Origin of the sequence: Chryseobacterium artocarpi (assembly GCF_001684975.1) — a bacterium.
GTDB classification, from domain to species: Bacteria; Bacteroidota; Bacteroidia; order Flavobacteriales; family Weeksellaceae; genus Chryseobacterium; species Chryseobacterium artocarpi.
The window spans coordinates 1-22,218 of the sequence record NZ_MAYH01000050.1; the positions used below are offsets into that span (position 1 = coordinate 1).

The following is a 22,218-nucleotide window of genomic DNA, read 5'->3' on the forward strand; positions in this document are numbered from 1 at the left end:
TATAGTTGTACTTCATTTTCTTCAGCACTTTTCCATCCACATCCACTACTTTCTCAAGCCTGTTTGCGGAATCATAAAGATATAATTCCCTGATCCCTGATGGTGGAGTGATGCTTCTTACTCCAATAAATGGATCGTACGTATAAGTTGTAATTTGATATTTAGATAAAGATAAATCGTTTCTAAAGTTATCCAGTACATTCATGAGTGACTGATCGGAATCAACAGTTCCAAGTTGGTTATCATTATTAGCTGCATTCACAATAGCATCAATCAATGATGGCTGAATATCCGAAAACTTAATATTTTCAATTTTAGCAATAGGTTTAGTTTGATTATATCCCCAAATAATCACTGTTGAAATTCCATCTTTTGTAGTATACTGTTGGAGATTGCCTTTATCATCATACTTATCATATGTGATTTCTACAGAACCATAATTTGTATCCGGTAATTCAAGAGTAGATGTAGATATTACATTTTTCTCTTCCGTATAATATAGCTTTTTTCTAGGAAGAGTCGCATCATACAAATTATTATTATCGGTATAATTGTAAATAGTTTGAGTTCTGTCTAAAAATTTATTATTCTTATAATTAGTTACTATTAATGGAACACTAAATAAACCTTTAGTTAAAAAATTATACAAAAATATATAAGGAGGGATAGCACTGTATGGATAATTAGGGCTTCCGTGATAAATATCAGTAACATACTGATATTTAGTTTCATAAAAATCACCTGATGGATAAGTAATTTTTTCTTTAATTTTATTTAATTTAGAATCATTTTTATAATAGTGATCTGTTTTTGTCACCATTACTTTTCCATTTATATAGTCCCTAACAGTAGTTGAACCTAATACATATGGATATACATACTCTTTTTGATGATGCACCCATGATAGTAGGTGCTTAACTCTACTAAAATAACTGTTTTGTAATATAGAATACGTTCCAAGATTTGTATAATTATTCTCTCACAAAGCTACCACAGCACAACGACAGAACTTGACGTAATAAAAAAGGGCTGACCCCAAAGAGCCAACCCTCAAAACATTAACTGTTTATTGATTGAATTATGATATTTCTTTACTTCCAGCCACCACCAAGGCTTTTATAGATATCCACAACAGTACTCAGCTGTTTTTGTTTCGCTTCTATAAGCTCCATTTTAGCATCCAATGCATCTCTCTGATTCAAAAGAACTTCAAGATAATCTGCTCTGGAGTTTCGGAACAATTGGTTGGCAATATCAATAGACTGATCCAAAGCTTTTGTTTCCTGGGATTTTAATTGATAATACTGGTCTATATTTTTAATTTTCGACATCAAATTTGCTACATCCAGATAAGCATTTAAAATGGTTTTATCATATTCATATAACGCCTGAATTTGTTTGGCATCAGCCGTTTGGAAGTTTGCCTTAATCGCACTTTTGTTAATCAGCGGACCAGCCAATTCTCCTACCAGATTATAAGCAATAGATTCCGGCATTTTCACCAAATAAGAAGGCTTAAATGCTTCTAATCCCAATGTTGCAGAAATTTCTAATGAGGGATAAAACTCTTTTCTAGCTGCTTCTACATCCAGTTTTGATGCTTTCAATTCTAATTCTGCCTGCTTGATATCAGGGCGGTTTGCCAATAATTGGGATGGAATTCCCGTATAAACCGTTGGCGGAATGGTTGACATAAAGTTTTCCTTCGTTCTGACAATCGGTTGTGGATATCTTCCCAACAAAGCATTGATCTGATTTTCTTTCTCAGTAATCTGTTGACGGATTGTATATTCTGCGGCTTTTGATTTTGCCAATTCTGCTTCAAATTTCTTCACAGCTAGCTCTGTGGCAGCCGCAGCTTCTTTCTGAATCTTGGAAATTTCCAATGCTTTTTGCTGAAGTTTGATATACTGCTGAATAATCTCCAATTGGTTATCAAGCGCCAACAATTCATAATAATTGTCTGCAACTTCCTCAATCAGATTAGACAATACAAAGTTTTTCCCTTCTACTGTTGAAAGATAATGAGCCACTGCTGATTCCTTTTCCGTTCTCAGTTTTTTCCAGATATCAATTTCCCAGTTCGCCATTAATCCACCTTCAAAATTCCCAAGCGGATCCGGCATTTCTCTTCCTGGTTCTATTTCCGTCGTAGCATCTCCGGCTCCTTCACTTGTATATCGTCCGGCTTTTTTCAACCCAGCTCCTATTCCTGCAGAAACTGTTGGGCTTAATTTTCCTTTTTTAGCTAAAACTCCACTCTTGGCAATTTCAATTTCCTGAAGTGTGATCAGTAATTCCTGATTGTTCTTTAAAGCCGTTTCAATAAGACTTACTAGATTCGGATCCGTGAAAAATTGTCTCCAAGGAGTTGTTCCGCTGTTATTATTTGCATCCTGCTGGTCTTCCTGATTGAAATTCTGAGGAATATTTGTTTTTACCTCATCTTTTATAACGGTTGCCATTGGCGCCTTACAACTTGCTAAAACAAGCGATAAGACGATGGCTGCTATATATTTATTATAAATCTTCATGTTTGTCATCGTGTTGATACGGTTCAGTTTGTTCTGTTAAAGGATTTTCTTCTTCATATTTTGCCAATCTAGATTTTTCAGCAATGGTTCCGAAAATGTAATACAATCCTGGAATAATCATCAATCCGAAGATTGTTCCTATCAGCATCCCTCCTGCCGCGGCTGTACCAATAGTTCGGTTACCGATAGCTCCCGGACCTGTTGCAACCACCAACGGAATCAACCCCGCAACGAAGGCAAATGAAGTCATCAAAATCGGACGGAAACGTATCGCTGCTCCTTCAATAGCGGCTTTCGCTACAGGAATTCCCTCTTCTGCCTTTTTCTGTACGGCAAATTCAACAATCAATACAGCATTTTTACCCAAAAGTCCGATAAGCATTACCATTGCTACCTGAGCATAAATATTGTTTTCCAATCCTAATAGTTTTAAACATAAGAAAGCTCCGAAAATCCCTACTGGTAATGATAAAATAACAGGTAAAGGGAGAATAAAACTTTCATATTGTGCAGAAAGAATCAGATAAACAAATCCTAAACATACCAGAAATACAAATACGGCTTCATTTCCTCTGCTTACTTCATCTTTAGAAATCCCAGCCCAGTCGATACCAAAACCTCTTGGAAGCGTTTTATCCGCAACCTCCTGAATGGCTTTAATTGCCTGTCCGCTACTGTATCCCGGTGCCGGAGTACCACTCACCTGAGCTGAATTATACATATTATGTCTTGTCATTTCTGATAAACCGTATACTTTTTCCAATTTCATAAAATCAGAATAAGGTACCATCTGATCTTTATCGTTTTTAACGTACAGCTTTAATAAATCCGTTGGCAATGCACGATATTGAGGTCCCGCCTGAACAATTACCTTATAAGGTCTGTCAAAACGGATAAAACTTGTTTCATAGTTGGACCCGATTAATGTAGAAAGGTTGTCCATCGCTTTTTCAATAGTGACTCCTTTTTGTTCCGCAAGGTCATTATCTATTCTAAGCATATATTGAGGAAAACTCGCTGAATAGAATGTAAATGCAGATCCTAATTCCGGACGCTTATTCAGTTCCTTCACGAAATCGTTACTTACCTGTTCCATTTTATGATAATCTCCACTTCCTGCCTTGTCCAGCAAACGAAGTTCAAAACCTCCTGCTGCACCATATCCAGGGACAGAAGGTGGTTGGAAAAATTCAATATTAGCGCCAGGAATATTCTTGGTTTTCTCTTCTAGCTTTTCTATAATTTCAGCTGCAGATTCTTTACGTTCATCCCAGCTTTTAAGGTTGATAAGACAGGTTCCCGAGTTCGATCCTGTACCTTCAGTCAAAATTTCGTAACCCGCCAAGGATGAAACAGACTGTACACCATCAATATCCTCGGATTCTTTCAATAATTCCCTTGCGATCTGATTGGTTCTTTCCAAAGTAGATCCCGGTGGCGTCTGAATAATCGCATAAATCATCCCTTGGTCTTCTGCGGGAATAAATCCTGATGGAATAGAGTTACTCAGGAAATAAGTTCCAGCACAAAATGCTAATAATAACGGTAGTGTAAATGCTTTTTTAGTTACCGTCTTATTCAACATTTTCTCATATTTTCCGGCACCTTTTGTAAACAGGTTATTGAATTTATCCAGGAAAATAGTAATCGGTGTTTTCTTTTTAGCTTTTCCGTGATTATTTTTCAAGATTAAAGCACATAAAGCAGGTGTCAAAGTCAAAGCCACAACCCCCGATAAAATAATGGATGAAGCCATCGTAATGGAAAACTGACGATAAAATACCCCAACCGGTCCGGACATAAATGCAATCGGAATAAATACGGATGCCATTACCAATGTAATAGCGATAATTGCTCCGCTAATTTCATGCATTGCTTCTTCTGTAGCTTTCAAAGGGGAAAGATTTTTCTCTTCCATCTTGGCGTGGACGGCTTCAATAACCACAATCGCATCATCGACTACAACCCCAATTGCCATTACCAGCGCAAAGAGGGAAATCATATTCAATGTAATTCCAAATGCGGACATCACCGCAAATGTTCCTACCAGCGAAACTGGAACTGCCAAAGCGGGAATCAAGGTAGAACGCCAGTCTCCAAGGAAAAGGAATACCACAATTGCCACCAACACAAAGGCTTCAAACAACGTATGAATTACCTTTTCCATGGAAGCATCCAGGAATCTTGATACGTCATAACTGATCTCATAATGCATTCCTTTAGGAAAAGTATTTTTTTCAAGATCTGCCATCAAAGTTTTTACATTTTTAATAACGTCACTTGCGTTGGATCCGTAAGACTGCTTTACAGTGATTGCTGCAGAAGGTTTCCCATTCAATGTAGAATAAATATCATACATCGAGCTTCCAAATTCTATATCGGCAACATCTTTTAGTCTAATCGACTCTCCATCAGGTTTTGCTCTTAGAATGATATTTCCGTAATCTTTTTCGTTATTGAAACGTCCCGGATATTTTAATACATATTCAAAAGACTGAGAACGCTTACCTGAGCTTTCTCCCGTTTTACCTGGCGATGCTTCCAAACTTTGTTCGTTCAGTGCTTCCATTACTTCATCTGCCGAAATATTATAAGCCGTAAGTCTGTCTGGCTTCAACCAAATACGCATTGCATATTCACGGGTTCCTAAAATATCGGCGAAACCAACTCCGCTCACCCTTCTCAATTCAGACATCACGTTGATATCTGCATAATTGAAAAGGAATTTTTGGTCGGCTTTCGGATCATCACTGTACAGGTTAATGTACATCAACATATTGGGTTCTTCACGGGTAATTTTCACCCCTTCACGAACTACCAAAGGTGGCAATTTATTAACCACGGAAGAAACACGGTTCTGAACGTTTACCGCAGCAACATTAGGATCTGTTCCCAAATCAAAAACCACCTGAATGGATGCCTCACCATCATTTCCTGCATCCGAGGTCATATATTTCATACCTGGAACACCATTCAGACCTCTTTCCAAAGGGATAACAACAGATTTAATCAATAATTCGTTGTTGGCTCCCGGATATTCTGCGGTAATATTTACTTTAGGCGGAGAAATAGACGGAAACTGTGTTACCGGCAACTTTACCAGCGACAGTATTCCTAAAAATACAATAATCAATGAGATTACAATAGACAGAACAGGTCTGCGAATGAATTTCTTAAACATACTACTTCACTTTAGAGTTCACTACTCTGCTTTTAATTTCAATGATTGAAGAACTTTTTTAGGATCCTGGAATTTTGTTTTGACCTTTTGATCATCCTTCACTTTCTGAACACCTTCCAAAAGAATCTGATCTCCTTTTGTAATTCCGGAAGCTACTACATAAAGATCTGGAAGTTCATAAGCTACTTTGATATTTCTGGATTTCACCATTCCGTTTTTGTCAACAACAAATACATATTTCTGATCCTGAATTTCATACGTAGCTTTCTGAGGAATAATTAAGGCATTGTGAACCGGCATCGTCATCTGCACTTTTCCGGTTTCTCCGTTTCTCAATAATTTATCGGGGTTTGGAAATTTTGCACGGAAAGCAATATTTCCTGTTTCATTGTCAAATTCCCCTTCAATAGTTTGAATTTCTCCTTTTTGCGAGTATGTTTCACCATTGGCTGTAATTAAAGACACCTGATTGCTTCCTCTGTCTGCAACATGCGTCTGATAGCTCAGATATTCAGGTTCTGAAACATTAAAATAAGTGTAAATACTTGTATTATCTGATAATGAAGTCAACAAATCACCTTCATCCACCAAGCTTCCTAATTTTAAAGGAATTCTATTAATAATTCCCGAGAACGGAGCTTTGATATCTGTAAATGACAAATGAATCTGTGCCAGTTTCATCTCTGCATTGGCAGCATCCAGTTTAGCTTTTGCCATTGCTTTTTCATTTTTGGAAACGATATTGTTTCCAGCTAGTGTACTTGCATTTTTCAGTTCTATAGAAGCCTGTTCTACTTCTGCTTTTGCCTTTAATAATTCCGCCTGATACAGTTTAGGCATAATTCTGAACAAGGTTTGTCCTGCCTGCACATACTGTCCTTCATCTACAAAGATCTTTTCAAGGAAACCTTTTTCCTGAGCACGAACTTCAATGTTTTTTACAGATTGAACCTGAGCCACATATTCTTTGTTAATCACAGTATCCATCACTACAGGAGAAGTTACCGGATATACCGTTACTTCCTCTTTTTCTTCCTTTTTCTTATTGCAGCTCACAGCCAATAACAGGACGCTTAATGCAATGCCCGAGGCAACTCTTTTTATCATAATTCTAGAGTTTGTATAAATCGTTAATGTTTTGAATAGAAATAAAAATGGTAATAAGAAGTATTGCGATGTGGGTATTACCAAACGACACAACGCAGAGTTTTCCCATCTGAATATCAGACAGAAAAAAATCGAAAAAATGAAATTTTAAATTCTAATAGAACGGATCAGAATAAATCTTTTAGTTGCCAAGCCCAAAACAAAACCATGAAGATCCTGTCTAAATTTCTTATAGCTTTTTAAACCAAAAATATAAACAAGACCAAAGACACTTGCAAAAACAGCAATTACCTGAAATACATCAGAAAATTGAAAATCATTTTCGGCAAGCTCCAGCGTAGAATTGTCTATATTATCTGCCATTTGCTGCACAGAAAGTTTTTCATACGTTTGATTCAGACGGTTGGCTCTTTTGGGCATATGATGAGAAACATGACCGGAATAGTCATTTCGAAGTGTTTTAACATTCAGTCTGCTTTCCACTACAAATAGTAGAAAAAGACCAGTTAAAAAGTATACTATAAAGTTTCTCATATTGAAGTCGCAAATGTACACTTAGATTATGATATCTTCATAATGGATTAACAAAATTTAACTCTTCTTTAAATAACCTGAATTCAAAATTTTATCAAATATTAAATATATGTTTTACTATGAATTTGAATTTATTTATTAAAAGCTAAACTTTATCATGATTTTCAATTTATTAATATAAGCTTCTTGGTATTCTCTTATTTTTGAATTATTTTTGCAAAAAATTTACACAACAAATGAACAATGAAAAAAATACACTTTATCCTTTTGGAAATAAGACGATTAAAAATTCTGAATTAATCGCACCTGACACAAAATCTTCACTCTAAATATTACTTTACGTTTCCTGAAAAATGTTTTGAAAAAAGCTTTTAAAACACCCAACAATCAAAAGTTAATGTTAGTTTATGAAAAATTAACACATATTTATTAAAAATATTTGTAAATTTATATAGTATTAACACCATAATTCATGAAACACATTAAAATCACTTATCACTATGAAAAATTTATTAACCTCAATCCTTTTCGGATTGGCAATTCTTTCCTCAACAGCGTGTAAACATCCCAGTAAAGAAGCTGAAACTGTTACTACCGCAACTCCTGAAAATACAGACGACATTTCAAAGGATGTATACGTAGACAGCTATGGAGAAAAAATAGAAGTAACGATCAACCGCACTAAAAATACAGCCACTGTACATTTAAACGGTAAAACTTATGACCTAAAAAAGAGTGATGCTTTACCCGAGTATACTGCCTCTAATGAAGAGTATCAATACTCTGAAATTAAGGGAAATATCACTTTTCTGAAGAAGAATGTGGATATGGTGCTTTTCCATCTTAAACAGGCAAAAAAAGAGTCTGCTCCGGCAAAAATGGCATCGTATTAGCATAAGGACTAAACATAATATTTAAAAATTTAAAATTTATGAAAAGCTTATATTACTATTTATCAGCTCTTGTTCTTACAGTATTTCTTGTTTCTTCTTGCCAAACACAAACTGCAAAGAAACCAACAACGGATATTACAGGAAAGACTTGGAAATTAACAGAGCTTAACGGACAACCGATTCAGTTAAAAAATCAAAAGAACAATCCGTACTTTAAGCTGAACATGGAGGGAATGAGATATGAAGGTCATGCAGGATGTAACGGTTTAGGCGGGACTTTTGAAATCAAACCTGATGTAATGAGAATTAAATTCAACCAAGGAATGTCTACCATGATGGCTTGTGAAGATCTGGATATTGAAAACCAGTTTACAAAAGCAATCCTTGCAGCAGATAACTATTCTGTTAATGGAAATACATTAACTTTAAACAAAGCGAGAATGGCTCCTTTAGCTAAATTCGTTCTTGAATAAGAAAATATAATTAGATTTAATATTAAAAAGGCGTCCTCATAATGAGGACGCCTTTTTTACTTTTTATTGTATATAATATAGCAAACCAAAAGACTGATATTAACTAAAACAGCGAAGGAGTTTGATAAAATAATAGGTAATTCATCCTTCATAAAACCATACCAGACCCATAAAGATAGTCCTGAAATAAGTACCAGCAACATCAGCAAGGAAATGTCTTCCACATTTTTCTCTCTGATCACCTTTATCAATTGTGGGATCATGGATACAGAAGTAAGAATTCCTGCTATTATTCCTAATAAATTTTCAGTCATAACCATTATAAGGGTTAATATTAATTATTTAAACCTGTTCAACGAAACTTCTTCATGTAAAGGAACTCCATCTTCTATAAAACGGAATAAGTCTCTTGAAAAATAACATCCATTCAGAATTCCTCTCGCTCCTAAACCATTGAATACATATAAATTATTATAAGTTTCATGTCTTCCAATAATAGGTCTTCTGTCTTTCACCGTGGGTCTAAACCCAAAATTGACTTCTTCCACTTCAAAATCATAAGGATAGAATTCTGAAAGTCCATTAACCAATTGCTTTACTGCAGATTCATCAATATGATGATGAAGTTGTTCTCTGTCATATGTTCCACCATAGAAATACAATCCGGTTCCTGTCGGAAAAAGAAAATGTTTCTTTTTAATGGTAATATTTTTAGGAATGGGATGAGAAAGCTTAACTTTTATATGATGACCTTTATTTGGATTGACCGTGATTTCTGAAAAGTAAGGGTTTTCTTTTACTCCCATCCCTTCACAGAAAATAATATTCTTAAATTTTAAATCTTTATAAACAGATTCGGAAGGATTCAATTTACTGTATTCAAATTTTTCTTTGATTAAAAAGTCATTTTTTTCCAAATAACTGAATAGACCAGTGAAAAATCCATTAACATTTAATCTTGCAGACTGATTAACCTTTCCCGTGAGAAAATCGTTTTTTACTACATTTAAAGACTCAAATTGTTCACTCAAAAAGTTTACAAGTTCTTCGTTCGCCGATTTTTTCAGCCAAAGCTTCTGTTCATTTTCATCATGAAAAATTCTGTGGATACATGCATTGATCAAATAATTTTCTCCAGTATAAGATTTTATTTCTTCAAGACTGTTTTTTAAAAAGTCAATTTGCTCCTGTGCTTTCCAGAATGTCGTAAACTTTTTAAGAACAACCGGATTAATAATCCCTGCAGAGACTTGTGAAGCACTTTTTCTTCCTTCAGAAAAGATTACAAACGATTTGTTATTCTTAATCAGCTGATGTGCAAAGAAAAGCCCTGCATATCCGTCTCCAACAATAATATAATCAACATTTTTCATATGCGAAATTTCATTTTATTTTAAAGGTTATATCTCATCGCAACATCATTAATCATTGTTTAGCCATCAACAAAGAGCGATTTCATAAAAAAAACCTGAGTAAAAATACTCAGGTTTTGTATAAATATCAAGTGAAATTTAGTAATTCCACATATCATTTTCCATTTCAAGGATCTGCAACTTAATTCTGTCGCTTTCATCCAACTGATCATCAGCATCTTTAGGGATATAATCTTTAATTGTACCGTCTCCTAAACCGCTTGAAGATTTATAGATTACAGAAGAGAATCTTCTTGCATTGATGATATCATCGAAAGACAGATCTGCGGATGAGTTCTTTCTGTTGAAAACATAATTGTTTGCTAAAATATCTCTTGCACTCGGATAGAAAATCCAGAATAGGTCGATAAGTTCGTCATTGCTTGCAATAGGCTTACCATCTGGTCCTATAACTCCCTGTACCGCTGGATCTGGTCCCATAGCTGCGATACCTAGAGGTCTGTATTTCATTTGTCCGTCTCTCTTATCAACGAACCACATACCCATAATTTTAAGAACTTTTACTTTATCAGTAGTTGTTTTAAATACATCGGTATATTCTTTTTTCTCCTGTTCAGTTAATTGTCTTCCAGAGTTCAAGATATCGATTGCAGCATCGTTGATTCTAACATTCTCCAATCTTTTCTGAATCCCTTCAGGTGAAAGTTTTACAGTAAAATTTTCATCATCATACACCTGCTCAATTTTACCAGTTAAAGCTGCATCTAACAGTAACTGATATAGAGATCTTGTAGGTGTAGATAGAAGACCGTCTGGATTATCATAGTAAAATGGTTGATTGATTTTATCATTCATATCAATGATTTCCCAAACAAACATACTCTTAAGGATGTCTTTGTCTTCAACAAATCCATATTCAAGAGGCTTTACTGTTTTATCAATAATAGTATCACCAACTTTTTGTTTGTTCTCCGCTCTCATCTGTCTAAACTCTTCTGGAGAAGAAGCGTTCAGAATAGTCTGGGAAAATGCAAATCCCGAAACTAATACTAAAAGGGTGCTAATATATTTTTTCATAATAAATTACAATTTTAGTCCTATTGAACATTAATAATTATAGGAGTAATGTTTTTAATCTGTTGTCCTTCTAATCCTTGAGCAGTAGCTTTAATATCGAAGATAGAAACTACGTCTCCAGATCTCAGATTCTTGATTAATCCTGAAGCTTCATTTAATGAGTTACCGTGGATCAATAATGCTGCTCTACCAGGTACTCTTACCATGAATTGAGTTACATTGAACGAAACAGGGAAATCAAAGTCAGGAATAGCTGCCTGTACAGATTGATTAGGAATAGAAGTTGCCGGCATCGACAATACATTCTGACCTCTCATCTGTCCTTGTGGTGGCGGAACATTCTTGATTCTATATTCAAATACCTGTGAAACCGTTTTACCATAAGGATCTACTCCAGATAATGTCAACTTAACAGTAGTACCTGTTGAAGGTTTTACAATCCACTTACCAGGTGCTGTATTTCTTACAGTTGCTCCCGGAGCTGATAATGAAAGTTTAGAATTGTCTGCACCTAAGATTGATCCTGAAACAGGGTTCTCTAGTCCTCTATACATTACATTCATCTTATCAGCAGAAAGTAATAATCCTTTTTCAAGTTTTACTTCTCTAGGTCCTGCAATTACATTATAAGTATGCGTCCAAGGGAAAGATTGTGGCTTGCCTGAAGCATCTGTTAATGTAATAGTTCCTCCTAATTTATGCTCACCGATTCCAGCGCCAGAAATAGGAATAATACCTTTACCATTTTCCTGCTTGCTCACTCCAGAAATACTGATCTTATTACTGTTAGAATAAGTACCTAGCATTACTTTTACTTCTGCTTGTTTACCAGCTTGAATATCAGTAGGTCCTGAAACAATTGGCTCATAGCTTGTAAATTTGATACTCGCATCTACTTTTTCCTGAAGCATTAAGGCTAATGCATCAGACTGTACATTTCTGGCATCATTTTGGATAATTTCCAAATTAGATATAGCAGCAATTAATGGCTGATGATAAAATTTATTTTGGAACCAAGTCTTTTCGTTTGGAGATTTTCCTTTAGGATATTCCGCGATAAGAGACTTGTTAGCTCTCTCAACTAAGTCTGTAAGCTGAGGGTTGTTACCAAAAGTTGCATTAATATAATTTCTTACATCATCAATTTTAGCTTTTAAGTCTAATGCATTTTTCGATGGTGTATTTTCGTCTCCTTCCTTAAAGAAATATTCTGTAGTAGCTTCGTTATTGTTAAGAGCAGCGAAGTTTTCACTTACATCAATATCTTTTCCGGTTTTAGGATCTTTATCGTGGAACTCAGATTGTTTTTTCAACAAGTCCTTGATATCCTGAGCATGTTTTACCAATGCATCAATCTTACCTTTCAAAACTCGGTAGTCTTGCCAAGGTTTTGAATACGTATCCGGAACCTGTTGTGCTTTAGCTTCCAGTGTTTTTTCAAAGATCTTTTCGTTCTTTCTTTCTGTTAAAGTTCTGGTTTCGTTTAATGCTCTGGTCGAGTCATAGTATGATCTGATGATTTCTGCATCAATGTTTAGGGCCATCATCGCGATGAACACCAGATACATCAGGTTGATCATCTTCTGACGAGGGGTCTGTTTTCCTTGTGCCATTCTCTTTTCTTTGTTTTTTGATTAAATAGTTTAAGTAATGGTTAGGAATTAAGATTTCATAGCAGTTAGCATACCGCCATAAACTCTATTTAAGTTATTAAGATTAGATGTTAAACCTTGTAGCTCTTGATTGAATTTTTCAGAATGTTCAACAGATTTCTGCATGTCGGAAACATATTTAGTAGCAAATTCTGCTTGTTTCTTTCCGCTTTCTAGCTGCATTGCATATAATGCATTCATACTTTCCATATGCTGAGCAGCCTTGTTCAACTGATCATTATATTTGTGTGTAGAAGCAGAAACGTCAACAGTTTGGTTGATTTGATCTACAGAGCTTGAAAATTTATCGATTCCTGTTCTTAGTCTTTCGAATAATTGAACGTCTAATCTTGCGTCTTCAAGCATTTTATCCAATTTGGTAGAAAGAGAATTTTCTAGTTCAGCAAATTGGTTACCTGTATTTCTAGTTGTTACATTTGAGTGTAAAGGGTTTGGGTTAGCATGTTTATCTAATAATTCAGGATAAACGTTTTCCCAAGCGTAAGACTCTTCAGTTTTTGGAGGGTCAAAGGCAAAAATAATAAAGATAATAGCTTCTGTAATAAGTCCTACAGTAAGAGCGATATTACCATTAATTGGTCCCAGGGTAATGTGAGTAATTTTAAGCCAAGCTCCAAGAATTACAATTGCAGCACCGAATGAATAGAAGAAATTCATCCAAGCATCTTTCGTCTTAAACATATTGAGTTAGTTTTTTTAATGTTAAATAAAATTGTATTGAAAAATAGTTGTTTTGATTGATTATCTGTTAACTCTTCTTGGCTTAACAGCTGCTTCAGGGATATCCTGAACAGTTCTAAATCCGATATAGCTTCTTGCTGAATCTTTTCTTTCCCAATCTCTAGCCCCTGTCATTAATGCATATCCTATATCTTTCCAAGATCCACCTCTTACAGATCTTTTATCATCCTTTTTATCTTTAGTAGAAGGATTTAATGTAGAAGAGAATCCATATGAAGAATTGTTATATGCAGATTCAGTCCACTCAGAAACGTTCCCAGCCATATCATATAATCCAAACCCATTTTTCTTAAATTTCTTAACTGGAGCTGTATATGTATAAGTACCCTTTTTCTCGTCTTCCATATAGTTACCTCTCTTAGGTTTAAAGTTTGCTAAGTAGCAACCTCTGTCATCCATTAAATATGGACCACCCCAAGGGTAAGTGGCATTTTGCATACCACCTCTTGCAGCATATTCCCATTCAAATTCGGTAGGAAGACGGAACTGCAATGGTCTTTGTTTTTTTCTTTTTAAACTTTCGTTGTAATCTGTTTTCAATTTAGATCTGAAGTTACAATAAGCTCTTGCCTGATCCCAAGTTACACCTACTACAGGGTAGTTTTTGTAAGCTTTGTGCCAGAAATATTGTTCAAATAATGGCTCATTGTAAGCAAAGTGGAAGTCTTTTACCCAAACAGTCGTATCAGGATAGATCGCAATACTTTGACTCTTTAGGTAATTCGCTCCTCTTTCATTGTCTGCAAGTGCAGCATCCATATCTCCCCAACGGTAGGTATATTTAAGTTTACTTACGTCTAAAATTCTTTCGTTTCCTATTCTGGAAGAAGCTGGCAAATACATAGATTCTAAAACTTCTGCGTATTCTACATCCGGATATTTTGATGTACTCCAGTGTAAAGGAATTTTCCAATCTAATCTTTTGCTGGCATCATAGCTTCCGTCTTCACGTCCGCCTTGCCCTTCCATATATTCCTGATAAGGAGTTAAATTTTCTTCTTTTTTAGCAAGGTATGCATAATCTCCTATGCTTGCTCCTCTGCCTCCACCTTCGTCACCACCTTCTCCGGCAGCTTCTGCTAGTAGAGTTCTTGCAATAGAGTCTCTTACATAGTTAATGAATACCCTGTATTCTGAATTGGTAGTTTCTGCTTCATCCATGAAGAAAGAAGAAACAGTAACTGTCTTCAATGATGCTTTTTCAGGAGTATTTGTTGGATCCTGATCTGCTAAACCAGCAACAAATGAACCTGCAGGAATTGCAACCATTCCGTATGGTCTTTCCGCAACAAATGATTTTGTTTTTTCTCTTGGTATCAATTCTCCTTTTGTTCCTGGCTTCCCTACAGAAGAGCTGCCACCACCTGAACAAGATACCGATGCTACCGACGCAGACAATAATAAAAGAAATATCCTTTTCATGTTAATTTTTATAATTAAGCCGTAAATATATAATTTTTTTAAGAAACTTTTAAGATTTATTTTGAAATAACGAAAGAAATCTAAATTTATTTTATTTACAACAAATTTTTATTCAACAGTCACAGATTTTGCTAAGTTTCTCGGCTGATCCACGTTTGCTCCTCTATATACTGCAATGTAATAAGCAAGCAGCTGTAAAGGCACTGACGCCACGATTGGAGAGAAACATTCTGATGTTTCTGGAATTTCAATAACATAATCTGCCATTTGACTAACCTGACGGTCACCTTTATTAACGACAGCAATAACTTTTCCTTTTCTTGCTTTAATTTCCTGAACATTACTCACAATTTTATCATAGTGACCTTTTTTAGGTGCTATAATAACAATTGGCATGTTCTCATCAATAAGAGCAATCGGACCGTGCTTCATTTCTGCTGCAGGATATCCTTCCGCATGGATGTAAGAAATCTCTTTTAATTTCAACGCTCCTTCCAATGCTGCAGGATAATTGTATCCTCTTCCTAAATAAAGGAAATTCGTTGCTTTTACGAAGTCTCTTGCAATATTCTGAGTCAGTTCATGAGTAGTGCTTAATACTTCTTCTATTTTTTTAGGAATAGCGTCAAGTTCAGCAATTAAGCTCATAAACTCAGCGTTACCTAAGTTTCCGTTATGTTTTCCTAGCTTGAAAGCAATTAAAGTAAGGATTGTAAGCTGCGCTGTAAATGCTTTTGTGGAAGCAACACCGATTTCAGGACCAGCGTGAGTGTATGAACCTGCATCAGTGATTCTTGCAATAGAAGAATCTACAACGTTACATATACCATATATAAATGCTCCTTTTTCCTTAGCCAATTTTAATGCTGCCATTGTATCTGCAGTTTCCCCTGATTGAGAGATTGCAATAACAACATCTTTATCTGTAATGATAGGGTTTCTATATCTGAACTCTGAAGCATATTCTACTTCAACCGGAATTCTTGCGTATTCCTCAATAAGATATTCACCAATAAGACCTGCATGCCAAGAAGTACCACAAGCAATGATGATGATTCTATTTGCATTTTTGAACTTCTCTACATGATCCCAAATTCCAGCCATTTTAATAACGCCTTCGTCTACAAGAAGTCTCCCTCTCATTGTATCGTGGATAGATTTAGGTTGTTCAAAGATTTCTTTAAGCATGAAATGCTCATATCCACCTTTTTCAATTTGTTCAAGGCTTAATTTAAGCTCCTGAATTTCAGGCTCAATTTTAGAGTTCTCATTGATTGTTCTGATATCAACACCGTTTTCCAAAGAAATCGTTGCCATGTGTCCTTCTTCAAGATAGATGGCTTCCTTTGTAAATTCTACAAAAGGAGACGCATCAGAAGCAATGAAGTATTCTTTTTCACCAATTCCGATAGCTAAAGGAGACCCTAATCTCCCCACCACTAAAACTCCAGGATAATCTTCATGAAGTGCAGTAATTGCATAGGCACCATATACTTCATTCAAAGCATATCTTACTGCCGTTGGGAAATCTGTTTCAGGATTAAGATCCATAAAATATTGAACTAAGTTTACCAATACTTCAGTATCTGTTTCAGATTTGAAGGTAAAACCTTTATCAGTAAGCATTGTTTTGATAGTATCATAGTTTTCAATAATACCATTATGTACAATAGCTATTTTTCCATTGTTTGACAAATGTGGGTGAGAGTTTCTATCACTTGGAACTCCATGGGTAGCCCAACGGGTATGTCCCATACCAATTTTAGCCGTCCCTTTTAATCCCTCCGAAATATTCACCAAATCATCTACCTTACCTTTTGTTTTTTCAACTTCAAGTTTATTATTTGAACCTTCTAAAACAATTCCAGCACTGTCATACCCTCTGTATTCCAATCTTCTAAGACCGTTAATAACAATCTCATAAGCATCCTGAAATCCTGTATATCCTACTATTCCGCACATATTTATTTTGTCTAGTGTTTATTGTGTTTTATTTATTTATTTTTTTGTTCCGTAAGTAACAAATAACTGTATTTTCTGCGTTGAGTTATCATTTCCAACCAAAACCGCTCTGTTCATATCTGTTGCTCTAGTTGTATACTGAGCTCCAGCAGGAGTTCCTTGGGAATTTTTAACAAACGAACCTAAATCCAATTTTAAGATCAGATCTTCAGCAGAGAACGCCTTAGCTTCAGTGATATCTTTAAGTGTTTTTGTTACCGTTAAGTCATAGTATTCAGGTTTACCCGAAGTCTTCTTATAATAATAATACATAGGAAGTCCGCTTGCTAAATCTGAGGTAAATGGATATTGTTTCACTCCATCAACGATTTTCATAGGAGGAACAAGCGTGAACTTACGATCTCCTTCCACAGAATGTTTATTTTCAAAAGTTAGAGGATCTACATATACTCTGATTTTAGCTCCTACAATAGCTTTCTTCTGATCATAAAGTTCTTTTCTCATCTTGTCAAGAGTTTCTTTAGAAATTTTTATTCCTACAGATGGTCCTCCCATTCCTTGAACATAAAGCTTTTGATCACCAATTTCTTTGTTTGCACCATTTACTATTGTTGTAAAAGAACTTGGTCTTGTATATTCGTACTTTCCAATATGAGCATTGGCGCTTCCTAAGTTAAACTTAAGAGTAGTTTGTGGATGGGTTGTAGTTCCATTTTCTGTTTTATCATATTTATAGTACATGATAATTTCTAAATCATTAGGAGAAAACTGGAAAAGATACTTGTTTGTTTCGCTTACAGAAAGCTGAATTCCTCTGAAATATCTGATAAAGTTGGAAGCATCCTGAAGTTCAGGTTTTCCTTTTTTATCTATGATACGAGTCTGGAAAAAGTTATTATCTAACTTCATTCTGAACCCTAGATTTCCTGTGAACAGATTTGTATTATCTGACTTTTTTGTAACTGTTACCGTACTCATATTTCCGTCAAAAACTGCCGAACCTAAAAGATCACCAGTAACAACAGATGCATTAGAACGTGTAAACGCATCATTGTTTGTATCTATAAAAGTAGTTACTTCGTGAACATTAATAGTCATTGACTTAGAAATATTACCATATTTACGAACCGGATAGGTTTTTTTATCTATTGAAACAGCTACCGTTTCATTCCCAACAGGGAAATCACTTCTGTCATATGCTCCCGGCGCTTTGATAGAATCTGCAATATAGTAAGTATCATCCATCGTATTTGCCGGAGGTCTTACTACCAATACAACAGAATCTACTTTTGCGTTAGGTCCGCTAAAGTCAAAATTATCTACAGGCATTCTCAACTGAGTAATATAAGATGCTTTCTGCGTTCCAAACTGTCCTTCAGTAAAAGATCCTAATACGCCCACACTTACTGAAGTACCTGAAGCATTAAGCCCGGCAATAAGTCTGGAAGCATCACTCCTAATAGAGTCATTATTACTAATATTGTAAGCGATAACATTATATGGAGTTTCAACACCTACTGCTGCATCTTTATCGAAAAGCTGCTCACCAAGAGAATCCGGATCTGGTTCACAGTTGTAAAGTATTGCACTTCCGAAAACCGCCAAGAAAAGCATGGCGAAAGTCCTTTTAAGAGTATGAGTCATTAAAAATGTGTTTTTAATAAAGTTGGTTTATAGAATCTACGTCAAGATACTCTGACTTTTGAATAGTTGTTTCGTTGAAAGCCTTATCAAGGTCTTCATCAAGGAATTCATCTCCTTTCACAACAGCATCCACGTAGTTCATACTTTCAATAACAAAACTTTTGATTGTTGGGTTATCTAACGCTTTTAATCCTGAAATATTATCAAACTTCAGTTTTTCATCAATCTTTTTGTCAAGATCAGCGTCTTTCTCATTGTAAAGGGAAAGAACAATTTTAGCGTCTTTAAAGTAAGTATCTGATTCGTAATAAGTTTTAAGATAAATTGGAACAAAAGAAGACATCCATCCATTAAGGTGGATCACATCAGGTACCCAATTTAATTTCTTGATGGTTTCAATTACTCCTCTGGCAAAGAAAATAGCTCTTTCGTCGTTATCATCGAAAGGGGTTCCTTCATCGTCGAAATAATATTGCTTTCTTTTGAAGTATTCTTCATTGTCAATAAAGTAAACCTGAAGTCTTTCCCCCGGAAGAGACGCTACTTTAATGATTAGAGGCTGATCCAGGTCATTGATAATAATATTCATCCCTGAAAGACGGATCACCTCATGAAGCTGGAATTTTCTCTCACTTATTTGTCCAAATCTTGGCATAAAAACTCTTACATCATTGCCTTCATTGTGCATCTTAAGTGCCATTTTGTTTACCACTGCAGCCATATTTGTGTCTTCTTGGTATGGATACATCTCTGTAGTAATGTACAGTATTTTTTGATTCGGCATAAACTTTCTATCTAATTTTTGTAAAAATGCTTTAATGTGCAAAATTACAAAAAAACATCCAACATTATTTTAATTAACATTTTTTTACGAAATTTCCCATTTGCAAAGTATTAAAAACACATATAATTATGTGATATTTTTAGTATTTTTGAATAAGTATTAAAATAAACTATGGAAGTTATAAAAAATAGGAAAGTCCTTCAGGATTTCATTGAAAGACAGAAGGAAATGGGAAAAAGAATTGGCTTTGCCCCTACCATGGGAGCATTGCACAAAGGTCACCTTTCTCTATATGAAGAGGCAAAAAAGGAAAATGACCTTGTTATTTCTTCAATTTTTGTAAATCCTACCCAATTTAACAATCCTGAGGATCTTGAAAAGTATCCAAGAGACATTAACAGGGATATTTTGATTCTGGAAAACTCTGGGCTTGTAGATGCTGTTTATATCCCCGAAGTTGCAGATATTTACCCTGAAAAAGCAGAAAGCCAGCATTATGATTTTGATGGATTAGAAAATGAAATGGAAGGAAAATCCAGACCAGGACATTTTGATGGCGTAGGAACTGTTGTAGAAGAGCTTTTCAGACAAGTACAGCCAGACAATGCTTATTTTGGGGAAAAAGATTTTCAACAGCTTGCGATTATCAGAAAAATGGTTGATAAAAAACATCTTCCTGTTAGAATAAAAGGAGTTTCTATTTACAGAGCAGAAAACGGATTAGCTTTAAGCTCAAGAAACCAAAGACTTCATGAAGACAGAAGAGATGCTTCAAAAATCATTTACGAAACTCTAAAAAAAGTAAATGATTGGTTCAAAACAGTCAGTATCCCTGAGATTAAGGAAAGAGTTGCTGATATTTTCGATGATCAAAAAGGAATGCAGCTTGAATATTTCCTTATTGCAGACGAAAACACATTACAGGAGACCGATTTCTTTTATAAAGACAGAAATTTCAGAGCCTTCATAGTAGTGGTAGTGGATGGAGTAAGATTAATTGATAACATGCATTTAGATTAATAATAAATATCTCAATAAAAAACATATTCCCGGTCATTTTATGATCGGGATTTTTATTCCAATTACCTCCCAAACATATTACTTTTCCCAGATATCATATAAATATAAAAGGCAATAGTAGTACAACAATGAAAATTAAAACAACATTAGAAGGAACAAATCTCTGCTCTTTATTGTTAAGGATTATACAGGAAATGAGTAGGTGTAACATTAGAAAAGTGATAGGTCTTAAATTAAACGAATACAGTTCACATGTTTTAGCTTATAGTTAATACAAAAATCAAAGGCCTCCTGAGGGAGACCTTTGAAACACCAAATCACAAAATATTAATATGAAAAAAATTTACTTTTCAGTAAACTTGTGACCCGGCTGGGATTCGAACCCAGGACCCATACATTAAAAGTGTATTGCTCTACCAGCTGAGCTACCGAGTCGGCCACAATTAAAAATAATAAAATATTTTCAATTATTAAAAATTTTCTTTGCAGTGCCTGCGACTGGACTCGAACCAGCACATCCTTAGGAAACCACCCCCTCAAGATGGCGTGTCTACCAATTTCACCACGCAGGCAATAAAATCACAAAAAACTGTAATGATATTGCTAGTGACCCGGCTGGGATTCGAACCCAGGACCCATACATTAAAAGTGTATTGCTCTACCAGCTGAGCTACCGAGTCGGCCACTTTAATAACAAGTTTTCATTTAAGTAATGTCCCTTGTTTTAAGTGGTGCAAAGATATAACTTTTTTCTTTATCTCAAAACTTTTTCGCAAATTTGTTTAAAAAAAATTCATGATAATTTCACTAATTGGATACATGGGTAGTGGCAAATCTCACATTTCCAAAATATTAAGCGAAAAAATAGATTTTAAATTAATAGACCTCGATAAAGAGATTTCAAGAAGAAATAAATTAACCATTCCTGAAATCTTCGAAAAAAAGGGAGAAATTTATTTTAGAAAACTGGAAAGAGAAGCATTAGAAGAAATTCTTGCGTCTGAAGAAAATTTAGTTTTGAGTTTGGGTGGTGGTACTCCGGTTTATTATAACAATATGGAGATTATCAACCATAATTCAAAAAGTGTTTTTTTAAGAACCTCTGTTGGAACTTTAGTAGAAAGGCTTTCAAAACAGAAAGAAAAAAGACCTTTGATTGCTAATATTTCCAATGAAGATCTTCCTGAATTTATTGCAAAACATTTATTTGAAAGAAATCAGTTTTACAGTAAATCTCAATTCAGTGTAGGTACCGATGCCAGAGAACCTGAGGACATTGTCAACGAAATAATAGAAAAGCTCTATCTCTAGAGCTTTTTTATTTTTAATCTTCACTTTCGGATTCATCACCTGTTTCTCCGAAGAAATCATCCCAATCTGTAAAATCAGCATCAATATCATTGCCTACATAGTCGTCCATATCTCTTCTGTCTTTTTTGGTAGGTCTTCCTTCCCCTTTATTTCTATAATAGTCTTGTGACATTTTACGAAGCTTCAGCAACTCATATTGCTCTTTATCGGTCACATCTTGTATATGAAGCGAGACTAATTTTGCTCCAATTCTACTTTTAGGAATCTGAATTACTTTTATTTTATAATCAATTTGATTTTTACGAATTTTAATAATATCTCCTTCTTTTACCTCTTTAGACGACTTTACGGCAGATGTTCCAATAGAAACTCTGTTCTTTTTAATCTCTTCTGCTGCAATACTTCTTGTCTTATAAAAACGAATGCTCCACAAAAATTTATCTATTCTCATAATTTTTTATACTTTTGCCGTTATATTATTTGTAAAGT

The 22,218-nt window shown here is 35.0% G+C and carries 18 protein-coding genes, 3 tRNA genes and 1 pseudogene; 4 read left to right on the forward strand and 18 right to left on the reverse strand.

Annotation, left to right across the window (positions count from 1 at the left end; all coding sequences use genetic code 11):
• The 5 genes and pseudogenes from BBI01_RS20525 to BBI01_RS20545 form a co-directional block, all read right to left on the reverse strand.
• A pseudogene (locus tag BBI01_RS20525) lies at nucleotides 1-820 on the reverse strand (hypothetical protein); the annotation flags it as partial.
• Between the two features lie 271 nt (nucleotides 821-1,091).
• Nucleotides 1,092-2,534: a TolC family protein gene (locus BBI01_RS20530; RefSeq protein ID WP_065396702.1), complete on the reverse strand. Its 1,443-nt coding sequence runs from the start codon at nucleotides 2,532-2,534 to the stop codon at nucleotides 1,092-1,094.
• The gene (locus BBI01_RS20535) at nucleotides 2,521-5,715 is read right to left on the reverse strand and encodes an efflux RND transporter permease subunit (RefSeq protein WP_065396524.1); all 3,195 of its coding nucleotides are present in this window, start codon (nucleotides 5,713-5,715) and stop codon (nucleotides 2,521-2,523) included. The genes BBI01_RS20530 and BBI01_RS20535 overlap by 14 nt, the downstream gene beginning before the upstream one ends.
• Nucleotides 5,716-5,736: 21 nt before the next feature.
• The gene (locus tag BBI01_RS20540; RefSeq protein WP_065396703.1) at nucleotides 5,737-6,819 is read right to left on the reverse strand and encodes an efflux RND transporter periplasmic adaptor subunit; all 1,083 of its coding nucleotides are present in this window, start codon (nucleotides 6,817-6,819) and stop codon (nucleotides 5,737-5,739) included.
• 150 nt (nucleotides 6,820-6,969) lie between these two features.
• The gene (locus tag BBI01_RS20545; RefSeq protein ID WP_065396525.1) at nucleotides 6,970-7,356 is read right to left on the reverse strand and encodes a hypothetical protein; all 387 of its coding nucleotides are present in this window, start codon (nucleotides 7,354-7,356) and stop codon (nucleotides 6,970-6,972) included.
• Nucleotides 7,357-7,856: 500 nt separating this feature from the next.
• Here BBI01_RS20545 and BBI01_RS20550 point away from each other — a divergent pair, with 500 nt between their 5' ends.
• Nucleotides 7,857-8,249 carry a hypothetical protein gene (locus BBI01_RS20550; RefSeq protein WP_065396526.1) on the forward strand — a complete coding sequence of 131 codons (393 nt, stop codon included), beginning with the start codon at nucleotides 7,857-7,859 and terminating at the stop codon, nucleotides 8,247-8,249.
• Between the two features lie 38 nt (nucleotides 8,250-8,287).
• Complete coding sequence (locus BBI01_RS20555; RefSeq protein ID WP_065396527.1) at nucleotides 8,288-8,722, forward strand: META domain-containing protein; 435 nt, start codon at nucleotides 8,288-8,290, stop codon at nucleotides 8,720-8,722.
• A 56-nt stretch (nucleotides 8,723-8,778) separates the two neighbouring features.
• On the opposite strand, the gene BBI01_RS20560 is transcribed toward BBI01_RS20555, so the two are convergent.
• The 9 genes from BBI01_RS20560 to BBI01_RS20600 form a co-directional block, all read right to left on the reverse strand.
• Nucleotides 8,779-9,036, reverse strand: a complete 258-nt coding sequence (locus BBI01_RS20560; RefSeq protein WP_083190188.1) for a SemiSWEET transporter — start codon at nucleotides 9,034-9,036, stop codon at nucleotides 8,779-8,781.
• Nucleotides 9,037-9,060: 24 nt separating this feature from the next.
• Nucleotides 9,061-10,095: an NAD(P)/FAD-dependent oxidoreductase gene (locus tag BBI01_RS20565; RefSeq protein WP_065396529.1), complete on the reverse strand. Its 1,035-nt coding sequence runs from the start codon at nucleotides 10,093-10,095 to the stop codon at nucleotides 9,061-9,063.
• A 138-nt stretch (nucleotides 10,096-10,233) separates the two neighbouring features.
• The gene (gene porN, locus BBI01_RS20570) at nucleotides 10,234-11,172 is read right to left on the reverse strand and encodes a type IX secretion system ring subunit PorN/GldN (RefSeq protein WP_065396530.1); all 939 of its coding nucleotides are present in this window, start codon (nucleotides 11,170-11,172) and stop codon (nucleotides 10,234-10,236) included.
• Between the two features lie 20 nt (nucleotides 11,173-11,192).
• Nucleotides 11,193-12,785, reverse strand: coding sequence for a type IX secretion system motor protein PorM/GldM (gene porM / locus BBI01_RS20575; RefSeq protein ID WP_065396531.1), 1,593 nt, complete (start codon nucleotides 12,783-12,785; stop codon nucleotides 11,193-11,195).
• A gap of 48 nt (nucleotides 12,786-12,833) precedes the next feature.
• Nucleotides 12,834-13,526: a type IX secretion system motor protein PorL/GldL gene (gene porL / locus BBI01_RS20580; RefSeq protein ID WP_065396532.1), complete on the reverse strand. Its 693-nt coding sequence runs from the start codon at nucleotides 13,524-13,526 to the stop codon at nucleotides 12,834-12,836.
• A gap of 60 nt (nucleotides 13,527-13,586) precedes the next feature.
• Complete coding sequence (porK, locus tag BBI01_RS20585) at nucleotides 13,587-15,008, reverse strand: T9SS ring complex lipoprotein PorK/GldK (RefSeq protein WP_065396533.1); 1,422 nt, start codon at nucleotides 15,006-15,008, stop codon at nucleotides 13,587-13,589.
• Nucleotides 15,009-15,116: 108 nt separating this feature from the next.
• Entirely contained in the window at nucleotides 15,117-16,970 is a 1,854-nt protein-coding gene (gene glmS, locus BBI01_RS20590; RefSeq protein ID WP_065396534.1) for a glutamine--fructose-6-phosphate transaminase (isomerizing), read from the reverse strand.
• 36 nt (nucleotides 16,971-17,006) lie between these two features.
• Nucleotides 17,007-18,614, reverse strand: a complete 1,608-nt coding sequence (locus tag BBI01_RS20595) for a DUF4270 family protein (protein ID WP_083190179.1) — start codon at nucleotides 18,612-18,614, stop codon at nucleotides 17,007-17,009.
• A gap of 13 nt (nucleotides 18,615-18,627) precedes the next feature.
• On the reverse strand, nucleotides 18,628-19,398 hold the full coding sequence (locus BBI01_RS20600) for a glycogen/starch synthase (RefSeq protein WP_065396536.1): 771 nt from the start codon (nucleotides 19,396-19,398) through the stop codon (nucleotides 18,628-18,630).
• A 171-nt stretch (nucleotides 19,399-19,569) separates the two neighbouring features.
• On the opposite strand from BBI01_RS20600, the gene panC reads away from it, so the two are divergent.
• The gene (gene panC / locus BBI01_RS20605) at nucleotides 19,570-20,418 is read left to right on the forward strand and encodes a pantoate--beta-alanine ligase (protein ID WP_065396537.1); all 849 of its coding nucleotides are present in this window, start codon (nucleotides 19,570-19,572) and stop codon (nucleotides 20,416-20,418) included.
• A gap of 362 nt (nucleotides 20,419-20,780) precedes the next feature.
• Here panC and BBI01_RS20610 read toward each other — a convergent pair.
• The 3 genes from BBI01_RS20610 to BBI01_RS20620 all read right to left on the reverse strand — a co-directional run bounded on the left by BBI01_RS20610 (nucleotide 20,781) and on the right by BBI01_RS20620 (nucleotide 21,098).
• A tRNA-Lys gene (locus BBI01_RS20610) sits at nucleotides 20,781-20,853 on the reverse strand.
• Between the two features lie 54 nt (nucleotides 20,854-20,907).
• Nucleotides 20,908-20,990: transfer RNA gene (locus BBI01_RS20615), tRNA-Leu, on the reverse strand.
• 35 nt (nucleotides 20,991-21,025) lie between these two features.
• Nucleotides 21,026-21,098, reverse strand: a tRNA-Lys gene (locus tag BBI01_RS20620).
• A gap of 115 nt (nucleotides 21,099-21,213) precedes the next feature.
• On the opposite strand from BBI01_RS20620, the gene BBI01_RS20625 reads away from it, so the two are divergent.
• Nucleotides 21,214-21,729: a shikimate kinase gene (locus BBI01_RS20625; protein ID WP_065396538.1), complete on the forward strand. Its 516-nt coding sequence runs from the start codon at nucleotides 21,214-21,216 to the stop codon at nucleotides 21,727-21,729.
• Nucleotides 21,730-21,742: 13 nt separating this feature from the next.
• Here BBI01_RS20625 and BBI01_RS20630 read toward each other — a convergent pair whose 3' ends face one another.
• Nucleotides 21,743-22,180 (reverse strand): RNA-binding S4 domain-containing protein, encoded by a 438-nt coding sequence (locus tag BBI01_RS20630; protein ID WP_065396539.1) that lies wholly within the window; start codon nucleotides 22,178-22,180, stop codon nucleotides 21,743-21,745.
• Nucleotides 22,181-22,218 lie beyond the last annotated feature (38 nt).